Genomic DNA, 15,358 nt, shown 5'->3' on the forward strand with positions numbered 1-15,358 from the left:
GTGATACCTATTTCATGACGATCGACCATTTTTTCCACCAAAGCTTTTGCTTTGCCAATAGACTATTTAGTTCTTAGTGTGCTATGCCATTGAATTGGGCGTTTGGGATGGTAGCGATGTAGGCGTTCTGCGTTTGCGTGATGGGGGGATGCGTTCTACGTTTGCGCGTTGTGCGGAGTGGATCTAAAACTAATTAGGGAAAAACTCCCTGAAAATAGCATAAATTCGCTCTAAATGAATGAAATCAGGGAATTACTCCCTAATAAATAAGCTGTTTTCCTTAATTCCCGGGAATCAGACATATAATTAGGGAGTTTTTCCCCCATTATATGTCTGACGACCAGAATCCTAAGAATTTCAGGGAGAAATTCCCTAATCGCTCTATAAGTGTTTTACTTTTCGCTTCAATTGAAGCATAAGTTCGTTCTTCACTTATTATTTTACCTAGGCCTCACTCGGTGCTCACTCGTTAAGCCACTTGAAGCATCATTGGTCATCAAATGCTGCCTCAGCTTCAAGTGGTAATTTCTTTTACCTTTGTTCAGCATCTTCTTCGTATTAAAGTCATATTTAAGCGTTAGGAACCACCGGCAGCTTCACATGGCTCGGATACTCACGATTATGGTAAACGGTCTGCAGCACAGTAATCGCTTCTGAATCTTCATATGGATTATTACCTGTATTTGTATTAGGGAAAGCAACGAATTTGCTGGACGAAGTAACCGAGAACCGAATTCGGTGTCCAACAGCAAATCTATGGGCTATATTCGGCATGAAAATATCATATTTCTCCACCTGCCCAGGAATCAGCAGCTCAGGTGCTTCCAATCCATGACGGTATTTAGCTCTGACAATATAATTCGATAACCGGATGGAGTCCCCTTGTCCATTCACATCACTAAGCGTAACTACCCAATCCGTATCCTTGCCAGTACTGGTAGCATAGATAACCGCAGACAATTCTCCGGCCACAGTCAGCTCTTCCGTCAGAATATCACTAGTGTAGACAAGGATATCATTGCGCAGCTCGTATTTCCGCAAATTTTCAGGCTCTCGTTCACCGCTATCATTCATAGGATCATGAGGATTATAGACATAAGTATCTTCAGGAGAATGTTCCTCAGGCGCTGCGAGCAGTTGCCCATCCCCATGTCCTGAATTCGCTCGCCCACCGCTGGAAAGGTAGAAGGAAGAAACTGTGGCTTCGGCAGGTGTCCAATCCGCGGACGTTCTCCACTGATTTTCACCAACAACATAATAAGAGGCTCTAGGCTCCTGATCTATTCCATTTGGAATGCCTTTGAGGAAGCGGTCGAACCAGCGCAGCACAGAAACATCGTAATCATAGACTACGGCATCATTGCCGAAGCTCACACCTTCATAGTCTCTGGCTCTGTTCGGCCCGTGCTCCCAAGCGCCCAGACGGATTTTGCGATTAGGCACATCATGTTCTGTCAGCATTCTCCATGTTTCCGATACGCCGGCGCTGTCGCCGTCATACCAGCCTGAGATAACATACATAGGCACCTGCACCTGATCACCGCGCTCGGTAAAAGTACAGTTTTTCCAGAAATCATCATACTCGGGATGCTGGCTCCACAGATCCCATGGACCTGATGTTTTGCCAATCATTTGCTGAGGGATCTCTTTAATCGGTCTTGCATCAACGGCTGCTTCCGGATTCACCGTAATGCCTCCAAAGATATCAAAATCCGTCCGAGTACCCACAGATTGAGCAAGAGTCCAAGAGAGCAACGGCCAAGAACAAAGAGTTCCCCCTTTGCGAACGGTATCAACAAATGGAGAGCCTACATTCACTTCATCCACAACCGCCTTCAGATTCGGGTGCCCACTGGTGGCCGCCGCCACAACAACAAAACCTAGATAGGATGCGCCCCACATGCCGACGTTGCCATCCGACCATTCCTGAGCAATAATCCAATCAATCGTATCATAGCCGTCATCCCGTTCATTATAAAAAGGAATCAGTTCTCCTTCCGAATCCGCCCGCCCCCTAACATCCTGCGATACTACTGCATAACCTTTATTGGCCCATCTCATAAAAATCTCTTTTTTTCCGTTGCGGTCATAACATGTTCTTACGAGAATTGTTGGCAGCTTGGTTCCCGGCTTAATGCCCTCTGGTAAAAAAACATCTGTCGCCAGCCTCACTCCATCACGCATCGGAATCAGATCAGTGCCCAGATCGTTTACACCATATTCTGCCTTAGATAGAAGAGGATCATCGTAGACCACTAACGGAGTCAGCTTCTCATAACCCGCTTTAACCATAAGCTCAATACCATACCGATTCGGTGTAAGAAAAGCGATAATCTCCCCATCCAAAGTCACAATGTCCAGAGCCGTCTCTTTGCGCAGCGCCCATACTTGTGAGGTCAGTTCGCGGCCTTCAATCTGCGCCTGATACTGGATATGCTTTTGATAGATATCGCCATTACTCAGCACTATCTCGTCTTCTGCCCATTCTGCTTTAGCGTAAGCATCCAAATGTTTGTGGATTTTTTGAAGCGGGAGTACGGTCTTGAACTGTCCATCCAGCACATTGTCCTGCATTTGCGTTCTTCTGCGCGGATCGACCTTAGCGAGCATGATCTGTTGCTCTGTAAAATGAATTTTGCCAGTATAAACACCAGAAAAGTAGACGTTAAATGTAGTTGTGTGTAAGTAGGTTGTCATCTGTTTATCCCCTATCCGCAAATTTCTTCAAATACGCGCAGCCAGTTGCCGCCCATGATCTTAGCAATATCTGCATCCGCATAACCGCGGGCAACCAAACCTCTAGTAAAGTTAATAAAATAACTATATTTCTCAAGTCCAGCAACGGTTTCAGTAGAAGGTCCGTCTCCTTTGGCGAATCCAAGCTTGGGTGCGATATGTTCTTTAAAATAAACCAATGACCAGAGCACATCGCTCATCGGCCAATCCGTTCCAATTCCGACATGATCCACGCCTACAAGCCGGATTACATATTCGATATGATCCAGCACATGGTCAATAGTTGTATGTTTAGGATCTTCATGAACAAACCAAGGCATAGCAAAAATACCAATAACTCCACCCGTCTTGGCTATCGCGATAATCTCCTCATCACTTTTACAGCGCATATGCGGATAGATCGCCTCTACACCCGTATGTGAAGCAATCACCGGAGTTGTGGAATAAGCGCAGGCATCTAATGTAGTCTGTTTCCCGCAATGCCCCGTATCTACAATGATCCCCAGCTTGTTCAAGCGCGCAATGAATCTTTTTCCAAAATTAGTGACACCGGCGTTCGATTGTTCTGCGCAGCCCGCCCCAATCTGGTTCTGATTGTTGTAGGTCAATTGTAGAATTCTTAAACCGAAGTTATAAAGTACATCTACTTGATCGAGATTCGTGCCCAGACCATCCGTTTCTTGTGCTGTGATAATGCCCGCTTTATGACCATTACGCTTGGCAGCACGTATGTCTTCGGCAGTTAAGGCTTTGATTAACCAATCTGCGGAATCGAATTGCAGCTGCACCTCTGCCATGCTTGTAATGATGCTGTCCAAGGATTCTAAATGAAGTTCACGGTTCCCTGCTGTAACTCCGGACTTGTACCATTCTTCCTTATACTCGGGAATCTCTCCGCTCGCAGATAGCTTTGTGATGATTTTTGCAGGCATACTGCTGTATACCATTGGCTCATCTTTATAAGGCTCACATAATTCTTTGATTCTGTCAGAGATAGAGTCTGGAATCGCGCTTGGAGATAAGGGGCCTTGAAACAGCAAATCGATAATAATGTTCTGCTCATGCAAGCGTTTAGCCCGCTCCTCCTCTTGCTCCGTCAACTTGAAATCATACAGACCTTCATAAGTGCTCATCGTGTAGTCGCTCCTTAGAATGCAATTTCAGTGCCTTTATGTAATCTAACAGCTTCATTATATATAAAATTAGCTGCTGCTAAATCCTCTATGGCCAGCCCTAATCCTTTAAAAAGAGTAATGTCAGCCGCGGACCTTCTGCCCTCGATAGTGCCACTGATCAGCTCACCAATCTCCCCGACAATATGATCTGCTGTGATTTTGCCTTCGTTCAGCGGGATTAAATAATCCCCAGATTCATTCTGAGCGGATTCCAGCCGATCTACATATAACTTAGCTAATTGGACGGTCTCCGAATCCAGCTCACGATCATTGGGTCTACATGCGCCGACTGCATTGATATGTACACCCGGTTTCAGCCATTCTCCCTTGAGCACAGGTTCGGTGGATGCTGTCACGGTACAAATGATATCCGCTGCGCTGACTGCCGCTTGAACTGTCTCAGCAACAATGATCTGTACATTATATTTTTGGCTCATCTCCGTTTGGAAATCCTGCGCCTTTGCGAGTGTTCTGCTCCATACTTTTACCTCACGGATGGGTCGAACCCGCAACATCGCTTCCAGATGACTTTTTGCTTGTTCCCCAGTTCCAAGAAGAGCAAGGATTTCGGCATCCTCTCTGGCCAGATATCGGGTTGCTGCTGCACTGACTGCCGCCGTACGAATGGCTGTAATCTTTTGTCCATCCACTATAGCTTTCAGAACACCCGTAGATGAATCGAATAGAGTAACAAGACCTTGATGAGAAGGCAGGCCTGAACCGTGATTGCTGGGAAATACACTGATGATTTTGGCACCAGCTACCTCTTCATGCTGCAAATATCCCGGCATTAAGCCGAGCAGATTGCTCTTTTGTAAAGGAAGCACTTGTCTCAAGCTTTGCACGGCTTGTCCAGCAGACAGATCCTTCAAAACAGACTCCATAACAGAGATGCAAGATTCCATAGCTAATAGTTCAGCCACTTCATTTTGATTAATGACTAGCATAAGACGGACCTCCTTCTCCTCATCATGATTGCACGAACGCGAATATAAAATTTTCTTACTATCATAACTTATCCGGTTTAAATATTCATGTATAAAGCTGGAAGGCGAAAATTTGTCCTGACCTCAGTTATTCTCTATACTTAATATAGTACGTATTATATTTTAAGGAGCTGACTATTGATTATGGCTAATAAAATAACTTTAGGAAAAACCAATCTGCAGGTTCTCCCACTGGGTCTGGGTGCCAATGCTGTTGGCGGGCATAATTTATTTCCGGGTTTAAATGATGAAACCGGCAGAAATATCGTGCGCAGCGCTCTGGATCATGGGATTAATTTTATTGATTCCGCCTTTATTTATGGACCAGGAAGATCCGAGGAACTGATTGGCGAAGTGCTGAAGGAAAGAGGCGTCCGCGACAATGTGGTCATTGCTACTAAAGGCGCTCACGTGATTACCGGTGACAAGATTACACTCGACAACTCTCCAGCTTTTCTAAGACAGTCTGTGGAAGACAGCTTGAAACGCCTCCAGACCGATTATATTGATCTTTACTATATTCATTTCCCTGATGAAAACACACCTAAGGACGAAGCTGTAGGTGAACTTAAGAAGCTGAAGGATGAAGGAAAGATTAGAGCCATCGGGGTGTCTAACTTCTCCATTGATCAGCTGAAAGAAGCCAACAAAGACGGTCATGTGGATGTTCTTCAATCCCACTACAATCTGCTGCATCGTGATGCGGAACAAGATTTGCTGCCTTATACGCAGGAGCATGGCATTTCTTTCGTGCCCTATTTCCCACTTGCGTCGGGCCTGCTGGGCGGCAAATATAAGCAAGGCGATACATTCAGCGACATTAGAAAAAATGACCCGCTATTTCAAGGGGAGACCTTTGCCAAGAATCTGGAGAAGGTGGACAAGGTCCGCCAGATTGCCAATGCTAAAGGTGTCGAAGTCGCACATGTCGTACTTGCCTGGTATTTGACCGTACCTTCCATCGATGTGCTTATTCCGGGCGCCAAACGTCCTGAGCAGATCGTTTCCAACTTAGAGACGCTGAAGGTGCAGCTGACCCCAGAAGAGATCAAAACTATAGATTCTATATTTAAGGTGTAATCTAGCCTCATTAGATTAAGGGGTTGTCCCATGGCCACGAAATGGCTGCTGGGGCAGCCCCTTTTGTGCTTTGGTTCATCCGATGATTCAGGTTAGATAGTTCGATTGCCATGATTCGTAAGATTCGTCATTCGTTCGTTTTATTTCCTTCGTACGTTCGTTCGATCGACCTATCACAGCTCCCCGCACAATGCCCTATCGGACACAGTTGACCCGTAACGCAGTATTATTGCACATTTGGAATTCCAACGGACCTCATATCCTCTATTGGCACAAAATACACCTAATATGAACCTTTTTCTAAGCAATAACGTCTCTGGGGTCCGAAACCCTGCTGAAAAGGCGATAAATTTGCATATAACGTCATCTGGGTCCGTAAGCGGCAGCGGATGGCAGTCGATCGTAGTGGAGAGCAGTCATTCTTCTCCAATATCCTAAATTCTTTGTATTAGTAAATATTGTTTGCTATACTTTCTCTGAAGTAACATTGGACTTTAATTATTATAAAAAGGGGAATTCCTTGATGATTATTCAACCTAAAACTCGCGGATTTATATGTACAACAGCCCATCCAGAGGGATGCGCCAAACAAATACAACAACAAATTGAATATGTAAAAGCACAAAAGAAAATTGAGGGACCCGCTAATGTACTAGTCATTGGTGCTTCTACCGGATACGGACTAGCTTCCAGAATTTCAGCCGCTTTCGGTGCTGGAGCCAACACTATTGGTGTTTTCTTTGATAAAGCTGCTGAAGGTCAACGTACAGCTTCTGCTGGCTGGTACAACTCCGCAGCTTTTGAACAACAAGCAGCGCAGCTTGGACTTAAATCTCACAGCATAGTTGGCGATGCCTTCTCCGATGCTATCAAAGAGAAGACCATTGAATTGATTAAAGCTGAATATGGCACAGTTGATTTAGTTGTCTATAGTGTCGCTTCACCACGCCGCACTCATCCGGTAACAGGAGAAACCTTCTCCTCCGTCATTAAACCGGTGGGAACCGCTTATTCGAACAAAACCTTGAACTTCCACACAGGTGAAGTTTCCATGACCACTATTGAGCCTGCCTCAGAAGAGGAAGTACGTCAGACCATCGCAGTTATGGGCGGCGAAGACTGGAGAATGTGGATCGATCAGCTTCAAGCAGCTGGCGTGCTTGCCGATGGAGCTACAACCGTTGCTTACTCCTACATCGGGCCTGAAATCACTCACCCTATCTATCGCGACGGAACGATTGGTCAAGCCAAACATGATCTGGAACAAACAGCGATCCAATTGAATGATCGCCTGTCCACTCAAGGTGGACGTGCTTTTGTTTCCGTGAACAAAGCTCTGGTAACCCAATCCAGCTCCGCAATTCCTGTAGTCCCGCTTTATATCTCTGCATTGTATGAAGTTATGAAGGAAAAAGGGCTGCACGAGAACTGTATTGAACAAATGTACCGTTTATTCTCTGAGCATCTTTACAGTGGGGGCGAAGCTACTGCTGACGGGGGCTGCTTGATCCGAATTGATGACTGGGAAATGCGTGAGGATGTTCAGACTGAGGTTATGAAACGTTGGGACGAGCTGACAACCGACAATGCAGGTGAGCTTGCTGATCTTGAAGGCTACCGCCAAGATTTCTTTAACCTGTTTGGTTTTAGAACAGAGGGTGTAGATTACGAAGCTGACATTGATCCTAATGTCGACATTCCAAATATGTATTAATAACTGACCTATAGACAAATGAGGTTGTCTCTGAAGTAGTGAATTCTACTGATGAGATAACCTCTTTCTCTTTTAGACAGACATTGGCTTACCTCCCCTCTTTATGATATGGTTTGATTGAATACTGCATGTTCTACTAACATTCAAAGGAGTGAGTCACTTTTGGTTAAAAAAATTAGTGTAGCAAACGGCGCACTTGAGGTGTCACAAATTTCGCTTGGCTGTATGCGGATTGCTGATCTATCTGCAAAAGAAGCAGATACACATGTACATAGTGCCCTAGAGCTCGGAATAGACTTTTTTGACCACGCTGACATCTACGCAGCTGGCAAAGCCGAAGAAGTATTCGCAGGCGTACTGGAGAACAATCCGGGTATGCGTGATAAAATGATGATCCAAACCAAATGCGGAATCCGCAACGGTTTTTTTGATTTCTCCAAGGAACATATCCTGCAATCCGTTGAAGGCAGCCTTAAGCGCTTGAAAACAGACTATATCGACGTCCTACTGCTTCACCGGCCTGATACGCTGTTCGAGCCAGAAGAAGTCGCTGAGGCTTTTGATATTCTGGAAAGCAAAGGTATGGTCAAACACTTTGGTGTCAGCAACCAGAACCCGTTGCAAATCGAGCTGCTGAAGAAAAATGTAAAGCAACCGCTGCTGTTCAACCAGCTGCAATTGAGCATTATGGTCACTGGCATGATTGATACAGGTTTCAATGTGAATATGACTAACTCCGGTTCGGTTGTCCATGATGGCGGGATTTTGGAGTACAGTCGCCTGCATGACATGACCATTCAGCCTTGGTCGCCTTTCCAATATGGCTTCTTTGAAGGCGTATTCTTAGATAACGATAAGTTCCCTGAATTGAACGAGGTCATTAACCGCTTAGCAGCTGAAAAAGACGTAACCAATACAGCTATTGCCATCGCATGGATTCTCAGACATCCGGCAAATATGCAGCCTGTCGTTGGCACAACTAATACACAGCGCTTGCGTGATATTGCCAAAGCTTCCGATATAACTCTCACTCGGCAAGAATGGTATGAAATCTACCGTGCTGCCGGCAATGTCCTTCCATAAACACTTAAAGCCACGAGGTACGTTATTAACGTACGCCGTGGCTTTTTTGCCAGAGAGCGATTCAATCTTCACGTTCTAGTTAAACTAGATAGACAGCGTCAAGATATTCGTATACTCACAAAAGAGAAAAAACTTGATTAAGGAGATTTAAATGTACATTAATATAATGAGAGAAAAAGAACTCAACACATGTTTACAAGACCATTGAGCCGGAAGAAACTTTGAGGGATAATAATCCATGGAAGCAGGTTTAACTTTTCCGGCTCTAATAAATTATTTTAATTGTAATAATTCAAGAATACTTCTGCTATTTCATTAAAGTTTACAATTTCAACTTGATTTGGAAATCTATCATACGCCGAACACAATGCCAGCCGATAACCCGAATCTATGATGTACTGCCTAAAAAAGAAACAATTCAACTCATTTTGTGTATTAATTGAAACCTTGTCACCTTTTAGACTAATAGTAAAGGATGAGAGAGGTAGGGATAGCCCTATGCCTATAGCTTTGATATAACTCTCTTTGAGGGTCCATAAATCAAAAAAATATTTTAGTCTATCTTCTCCTTCTTTTTGCATAAGATCGTTAAATTCACACGGTGAAAAAAAGCGTTCAGCAATTCCAATATTTATTTCGCTTATCCTTTCCACGTCTGTCCCCACTGGTGTATCGGAAATTGCGGAGACCACCCACTCACCAGAATGGGAGTTATTAAAATACAGATTCATATTACCTTTTATTAGTGGCTTTCCATAATGATTATATTCCAACTCAATCGCACTGTTCTTAATACTCAGCCTGCGACAGATTAAAAGTCTAGAAAGGATCTCGGCCGCCAACGTCCGTATTCCATCCTCTTTCCTCACAAAACGGTTGATACGTTTTTGTTTTTCAGCAGGGAGAGTGGAGATAAGTTTTAGAACCATTTGATCGTTCATTTTTACGGGTAATTTAACAGCATAAATCTCTACGTCTTTAATAGTTTGTTTAATAAACTCCCTTCCTCCGTTTCCTCAGCATTATGATTACAACAGCCAAGCCATATTTTTTATCATTTCTATCCAAAATAAAATATCCCTACTTTTCCCACTAATTGCTATAATATCACAATCAATAAAATTAATCATGGGATTGCAGACAGACAAAACATCAGGGCGGCCCCCTTTTTTCAACTCATTATTCTCCCTTATAAAATTTTTGTAAATGATATAAACTTTTTCAGCTATCAGTATAGACACATGCTTGATCGAGTAGGAGGCCACCCATAAATAGGGTAGCCGACCTCTCACACCACCGTACGTACTGTTCGGTATACAGCGGTTCAACCGGCCATGATGCCTTGTATGTGATTTCTGTTCGTCAGCCCGAGGGTTGCCTTCGGCTTCCTTCAGATTCTGCCTAGCGGCGGACACCCTTGCCTTTGGCTAACAATTCCTACTACCAAGCCTGTAACGGATTCTCACCGCCAAGTTATCGCCCATGCCGGGCGCACAACACCTAAAGCCACGGCGTACGTTAATAACGTACGCCGTGGCTTTTTTTATGCGATCCTTATGCATTGGCTTTATAGCAACAGCAGTTTCATAACTCGCTAAATTTAAAAGTTAGAATACATTTCGCACTAATCCTCCGTCAATCCGAAAGGCTGAACCATTGATAGCCGATGATAAAGGACTGCTTAAAAAGACGACTAAATCGGCGATTTCTTCTGGCCGGATCAAACGTTGAATAATAGAGGTCGGACGATTCTCCTTCATAAATCGGATCTCCGCTTCCTCAATCGTCAGATTTTCCTCTGGATACAAGGTATTCAACATGGTTTCTACACCTTCAGTTAATGTGGAGCCCGGCATGACGGTATTCACAGTTACCTTGGTACTTTTGGTCAATTCGGCCAAACTGCGGGAGAGTGATAGCTGCATTGTCTTAGTCGCACTATAGTGCGCCATTTCCTGAGAAGGCATAATTGCTGCTTCACTGGCTATGAAAATCACTCTACCCTCATTCTTTTCAAGCATGCGCTGCAGATAATGGCGGCTAAGTCTGACCCCACTCATCACATTAACCTCAAAAAATTTAAACCATTCTACATCCGGAATATCAAAATATTCAGCGGGTTCAAAAACCCCTAAGTTATTAATAAGAATATCGACCATTGGGTATTCCTCGATAAGCTTGCGACATCCTTCCTCGGTTCCCAGATCGGCCACAGCCGGATACAGCGCTGCTTTCGGATGCTCTGCGCGTATTTCTTCTATAGTTTGTTTTACTTTATCCGCATGACGACCATTCACAAGTACAGCGGCACCTTCCCGTACCAGAGATTTTGCGATCGCTTTTCCGATGCCGGAGGTGGATCCGGTAACTAATGTTGTTTTTCCTTCTAGATGAAGCTTCGTATCAATCCCTCCTTAATAAATATGCTCTATTATTTATCACAAATCACTTCCGTATTCATAGGATATGACGGAGAGATTCAATCCTCACATTCTAATTAAACTAGATAGACAGCGTCAAGATATTCGTATACTCACAAAAAGAACACAAAAAATTATAACTACTACCGAAATACTTAAGATCACAGTTGTTCTTTTGTTATGCTTTTTCATAATTCATCCTTCCTCTCTATAGATGCACATCTCTCTTTTCAAAAGAAATTAAAGCAACGCTCAAGCAAACCCCTATGATTACAACAGGAATTAGGATCATACGAATACCCTCGTTTAGGGTATATATCTCATGTGAATTTACAGCAGAGAATTTAAAAATTTGCGTCGTTAGCGTATTTTCAGAAATCACTCGCAGATATACATACGAAGAGTCTTTAAGATAACCACTGAGCAGAAAATCGCCAAATACAAAAACAAAAGTGGCAATTACAGCGGTAGCCGATTTTTTCATCAATACTCCTAACAACAGTACGACAGCGGAATAAGCTGCGAGATACAAAATATTGAATCCAATAGCCCCCATAGCAACGATAAACTTCCCCTCTAAGCTTTCATTTCCGATATGGGAACCCGTAACAAACGCTGCCAGCATGTACAATACATAAAAAAGACCAAAAAATTGAATTACCCACCATACTACAACTTTTAATTCGGTTAGATATTTTCCCAGCAAATATAATGACCTGCGCTGACCCGAAGCGATAATGGTTTGGACCGACCCATACTCAAATCCCTCGGTAGCAAAAAAACAAACGTAAATCGGAATGATGAAATACAGAAAAAAAGATAACTGAATGCTAGTGATTAAAGGCTCTAAAGGACCATCTATATCAAATCCTACTTGTACCCCCATCCAAACCAGTAATAAGGCACTTCCAAACAGCAAAAGAAGACTTATCCCCTTGAAAATAGGATCTTTGGTTACATAATAAGCTTCAGCCTTAAGAAAATTCCTCATTCGTTACCTCCAGCAATTAGATCCATATAATAGTTCTCAAGATTTGGAGCCGACAGGTTAATCCCTTCAATATGGATGCCCTGCGTCAGAAAAAGAGACATCAGCTCTTCCAGATTTGTATTCTCTTTAGGAATTTGAATTTCTCCAGCTTCGGTGATCGTAATGGTTTCTAGTTGGAGTTCACTTTTTAAAATCTGAAGTGTCGCTGCGGGATCAGCCGTTCGAATACAGATCTTTGTTTCCGCCGTATGTAAGAGTTCCTCCGCAGAAGCTTCTTTGATTAACCTTCCTTTATGAATAAAACCGTATTGGGTCGCTAGTAGCTGCAACTCACTTAAAATATGACTGGAGATCAGTATAGTCACTCCTTGTTCTTTGGAAAGCTTCTCCAGGATCTTTCGCACTTCTACAATGCCTGACGGATCAAGACCATTAATAGGCTCGTCCAATACCAGAAATTTGGGATCGTTAAGTAGAGCAATAGCCAGACCTAAACGTTGTTTCATCCCAAGGGAGTATTCTGAGGTTAGCTTAGAACCGGCATCTGCCAGAGAAACTGCCTGCAATACTTCCGCAATTCTGCTCTTATCCTTAATCCCAAACGCACGACAATAAAACGTAAGATTTTGCTTGGCATTTAGATTAGGATAAAGCGCTGGCCTTTCAATTAGAAATCCAACCTTTCGCCTCGCCTCGTGAACAGCTTTTTTGTCCTTTTTTTCAAAAAGAGAGATTTCACCATGTGTCGGATGTACCAATCCGCCTATAATTTTCATTAATGTAGTTTTACCTGCCCCATTTTCGCCAACAAACCCATAAATATCTCCTACCCCAATTGTCATATAGACATCCTGAAGCGCAAAAGACTCTCCGTATTGTTTGCTTAAACCTCTGGCCTCAAAGATCGTTTGCGTCAAATCAAACACTCCTCTTTTCACTTTTCCACATCCTAACATGTTGCCATGGACACTACATTCAAACTGTAACAATCAAGTTAGTTAATGTAATTATTAAGAAGGATTTGTATAATGTGACTTATATGGTCGACAAATTCCCGGATATTTTGGACAATTCTTGTCGAAAGGAATGATAAAGTGATACGTATTGCTGTCTGTGATGATGACTTTCCCACTACTGAATTAATAGAGAGACTTATTCTGGAGACTCAACCTAATTTCACAAGGAAAATAGAGGTCTCGATCTTTTATTCCGGCGAAAGCTTCACTAAGGCCATTCAAGAGGCCTGCGCGTTTGATATTATTTTTATGGACATTGAAATGGCGGATATGGATGGAATAAAAGCTGGGTATGTACTGCGGGGAAATGATGAAAATGATCTAGTGCAGCTTATCTATGTCTCTAGTCATGATGAATATCATCTGCAACTCTTCGATGTTCAGCCCTCGGGATTTATCAAGAAACCTATCGATTCAGAGATATTTAAGCACAAACTGATTTCTACGATTGAAAAAGTAATTCGCAAGCTCCAGCAAGGCAAAAAAAACTTCTTATCACTACAGCAAAAAGGAAAAGAAATTCTAATCCCCTATCGAAATATCATCTATCTGGAAAGCAACCGGCGGAGAATTATTCTTTATTCCTGCAACGATCAACATGACTACTACAGTACACTAAACGAGGAAGAGCAGAAGCTTCCGGTGAGCGATTTTGTTCGAATCCATCAATCCTACATCGTTAACTTTTACTTTATTAAAGAAATCAGGAACCAGGGAGTAATTCTCCTAAATGGCGAAGCCTTACCCATTAGTGCAAAATACAGTGCCGATTTCAAGAAAAAATATCTGAAATTCAGGGGGAGTCTTGTTGGATAATATCTTTCTGGAGGAGTTATTTTATCTAGTAACGCTTCCACTTTTACCTATCATCATTCATTACTTCTACAGTCACTGTTTCGTTAGCCGACTTACCACCAAAGCCAATCTTGTTATCGTGTACTCCCTATATTTCCTCTGTATTGTCTTTCTGCACTATAGCTCACTGCCAGGCTCAATCCTACTCACACTCAATATTGGCCTGATTGCTCTCTTATCCTTTTTTTATAATGGAAATATCAAATGGCGGATCGTTGCCGCTCTTTTTCTGGTTGCGCTTATTACGCTTAGTGAGTTATCACTGCCCCTATTTTACTCGACAAAGGGATATATTCTGAACCAGTTTCTTTCCAAGCTGCTGATGTTTATATTAGCTTTTGTATCCGTGCGCGTAGCTAAAGCCTTTGGAAATGGCGGGTTATCTAAATGGTATTGGGTTCTTTTATTTATTTGCCCTTCTATAAGCACACTAGGGATCTACAGCTTCGCATCCAGCCTTTATATGCAGTCCTTCCCTACCCTTGTTCCAATCCTGTCCACAGGACTACTCATTATAAATTTATTGATATTTATCTTATGCGACCGTATGTTAGTTATCCAATCTGCGCAGAACCAAAGTTACTTACTTGAGCAACAAAATGCTTACTATGTAAATCAATATCTTTTGACAAAAGAAATACAGGAAGAATCTTTTAAGTTCCAGCATGATATTAAAAATATTCTCATAGGTTTACGCGCAAAGGTACAATCCGGTGAAGCTGCCAATCTGAATGAGTTGGACAACTTACTGGGGCAAATAGACAATCCAATAGGCGTTAGTAATAGCGGGAATACGATTATTGATTCCATTATCAACTACAAGCAACAGGTCGCTGAAAAGCATCAGATCCCCTTCAAGTTAGACTTGAACATCCCTGCACAGCTGACGCTCGACACCACAGTTATCAGTGTGATTTTAGGAAATGCACTGGACAATGCCATTGAAGCTTGTTGCGATAAAAGAAATGAAGAGTGCTATATAACCATACATATGCATTATCTTAATGAAAGCTTGTTCATCCGGATTCAGAATCCTTATGTGAATGAAATTCATACGAATCGTTTTGGCGACATCTGCTCCACAAAAACTAATAAATCCGGTCATGGTATAGGCTTAAAAAGTATCCAGAAGGTCGTAGAGGATAGTAATGGCTTAGTAGATATTTCATATAACAATAATCTATTTCAAGTCGAAATTGTTCTTTTTATGGTCGCCTGTAAAAAAAGGAACAGCCTATCGTAAGTACAATAGGTTGTTCTTTTTTAGTTAACAGTGAGATGAATCGAACCTCCACAGTTGGA

General features: G+C 42.7%; 12 protein-coding genes. 5 read left to right on the forward strand and 7 right to left on the reverse strand.

The window, feature by feature from the left end:
* Positions 1 to 570 precede the first annotated feature (570 nt).
* Genes NYE35_RS24750 through NYE35_RS24760 form a run of 3 tightly spaced genes read right to left on the reverse strand, consistent with a single transcriptional unit; the run spans position 571 to position 4,858 of the window.
* Entirely contained in the window at positions 571 to 2,697 is a 2,127-nt protein-coding gene (locus NYE35_RS24750) for a CocE/NonD family hydrolase (protein WP_341122180.1), read from the reverse strand.
* 11 nt (positions 2,698 to 2,708) lie between these two features.
* On the reverse strand, positions 2,709 to 3,869 hold the full coding sequence (locus tag NYE35_RS24755) for a dipeptidase (protein WP_051491515.1): 1,161 nt from the start codon (positions 3,867 to 3,869) through the stop codon (positions 2,709 to 2,711).
* A 14-nt stretch (positions 3,870 to 3,883) separates the two neighbouring features.
* The gene (locus tag NYE35_RS24760; RefSeq protein ID WP_076317336.1) at positions 3,884 to 4,858 is read right to left on the reverse strand and encodes an ornithine cyclodeaminase family protein; all 975 of its coding nucleotides are present in this window, start codon (positions 4,856 to 4,858) and stop codon (positions 3,884 to 3,886) included.
* A gap of 183 nt (positions 4,859 to 5,041) precedes the next feature.
* On the opposite strand from NYE35_RS24760, the gene NYE35_RS24765 reads away from it, so the two are divergent.
* The 3 genes from NYE35_RS24765 to NYE35_RS24775 all read left to right on the forward strand — a co-directional run bounded on the left by NYE35_RS24765 (position 5,042) and on the right by NYE35_RS24775 (position 8,774).
* Positions 5,042 to 5,977 (forward strand): aldo/keto reductase, encoded by a 936-nt coding sequence (locus tag NYE35_RS24765; RefSeq protein WP_341122181.1) that lies wholly within the window; start codon positions 5,042 to 5,044, stop codon positions 5,975 to 5,977.
* Between the two features lie 523 nt (positions 5,978 to 6,500).
* On the forward strand, positions 6,501 to 7,691 hold the full coding sequence (gene fabV / locus NYE35_RS24770) for an enoyl-ACP reductase FabV (RefSeq protein ID WP_036687496.1): 1,191 nt from the start codon (positions 6,501 to 6,503) through the stop codon (positions 7,689 to 7,691).
* Between the two features lie 162 nt (positions 7,692 to 7,853).
* A complete protein-coding gene (locus NYE35_RS24775) occupies positions 7,854 to 8,774 on the forward strand; it encodes an aldo/keto reductase (RefSeq protein WP_038573011.1) in 921 nt (306 codons plus the stop codon).
* Between the two features lie 278 nt (positions 8,775 to 9,052).
* Here the strand turns inward: NYE35_RS24775 and NYE35_RS24780 are convergent, their stop codons facing one another.
* The 4 genes from NYE35_RS24780 to NYE35_RS24795 form a co-directional block, all read right to left on the reverse strand.
* Positions 9,053 to 9,715 (reverse strand): 4'-phosphopantetheinyl transferase family protein, encoded by a 663-nt coding sequence (locus tag NYE35_RS24780; RefSeq protein WP_076142387.1) that lies wholly within the window; start codon positions 9,713 to 9,715, stop codon positions 9,053 to 9,055.
* A gap of 666 nt (positions 9,716 to 10,381) precedes the next feature.
* On the reverse strand, positions 10,382 to 11,182 hold the full coding sequence (locus tag NYE35_RS24785) for an SDR family NAD(P)-dependent oxidoreductase (RefSeq protein WP_341122508.1): 801 nt from the start codon (positions 11,180 to 11,182) through the stop codon (positions 10,382 to 10,384).
* A 220-nt stretch (positions 11,183 to 11,402) separates the two neighbouring features.
* Positions 11,403 to 12,185, reverse strand: coding sequence for a hypothetical protein (locus tag NYE35_RS24790; RefSeq protein ID WP_076098989.1), 783 nt, complete (start codon positions 12,183 to 12,185; stop codon positions 11,403 to 11,405).
* The gene (locus NYE35_RS24795; RefSeq protein WP_178420239.1) at positions 12,182 to 13,123 is read right to left on the reverse strand and encodes an ABC transporter ATP-binding protein; all 942 of its coding nucleotides are present in this window, start codon (positions 13,121 to 13,123) and stop codon (positions 12,182 to 12,184) included. Before NYE35_RS24795 ends, NYE35_RS24790 begins: the two co-directional genes overlap by 4 nt.
* Positions 13,124 to 13,279: 156 nt before the next feature.
* On the opposite strand from NYE35_RS24795, the gene NYE35_RS24800 reads away from it, so the two are divergent.
* The gene (locus tag NYE35_RS24800) at positions 13,280 to 14,017 is read left to right on the forward strand and encodes a LytR/AlgR family response regulator transcription factor (protein ID WP_076098988.1); all 738 of its coding nucleotides are present in this window, start codon (positions 13,280 to 13,282) and stop codon (positions 14,015 to 14,017) included.
* The gene (locus NYE35_RS24805) at positions 14,010 to 15,299 is read left to right on the forward strand and encodes a sensor histidine kinase (protein WP_076098987.1); all 1,290 of its coding nucleotides are present in this window, start codon (positions 14,010 to 14,012) and stop codon (positions 15,297 to 15,299) included. The genes NYE35_RS24800 and NYE35_RS24805 overlap by 8 nt, the downstream gene beginning before the upstream one ends.
* The last annotated feature ends 59 nt before the right edge of the window (positions 15,300 to 15,358 follow it).

It is taken from the genome of Paenibacillus sp. FSL L8-0494 (assembly GCF_038003695.1).
Taxonomy (GTDB): Bacteria; Bacillota; Bacilli; order Paenibacillales; family Paenibacillaceae; genus Paenibacillus_AQ; species Paenibacillus_AQ odorifer.

Coding starts and splice junctions, on each gene's coding strand:
- NYE35_RS24750 (WP_341122180.1), bottom strand. CDS start 2,697: ATGACAACCTACTTACACACAACTACATTTAACGTCTACTTTTCTGGT.
- NYE35_RS24755 (WP_051491515.1), bottom strand. CDS start 3,869: ATGAGCACTTATGAAGGTCTGTATGATTTCAAGTTGACGGAGCAAGAG.
- NYE35_RS24760 (WP_076317336.1), bottom strand. CDS start 4,858: ATGCTAGTCATTAATCAAAATGAAGTGGCTGAACTATTAGCTATGGAA.
- NYE35_RS24765 (WP_341122181.1), top strand. CDS start 5,042: ATGGCTAATAAAATAACTTTAGGAAAAACCAATCTGCAGGTTCTCCCA.
- fabV (WP_036687496.1), top strand. CDS start 6,501: ATGATTATTCAACCTAAAACTCGCGGATTTATATGTACAACAGCCCAT.
- NYE35_RS24780 (WP_076142387.1), bottom strand. CDS start 9,715: ATGAACGATCAAATGGTTCTAAAACTTATCTCCACTCTCCCTGCTGAA.
- NYE35_RS24790 (WP_076098989.1), bottom strand. CDS start 12,185: ATGAGGAATTTTCTTAAGGCTGAAGCTTATTATGTAACCAAAGATCCT.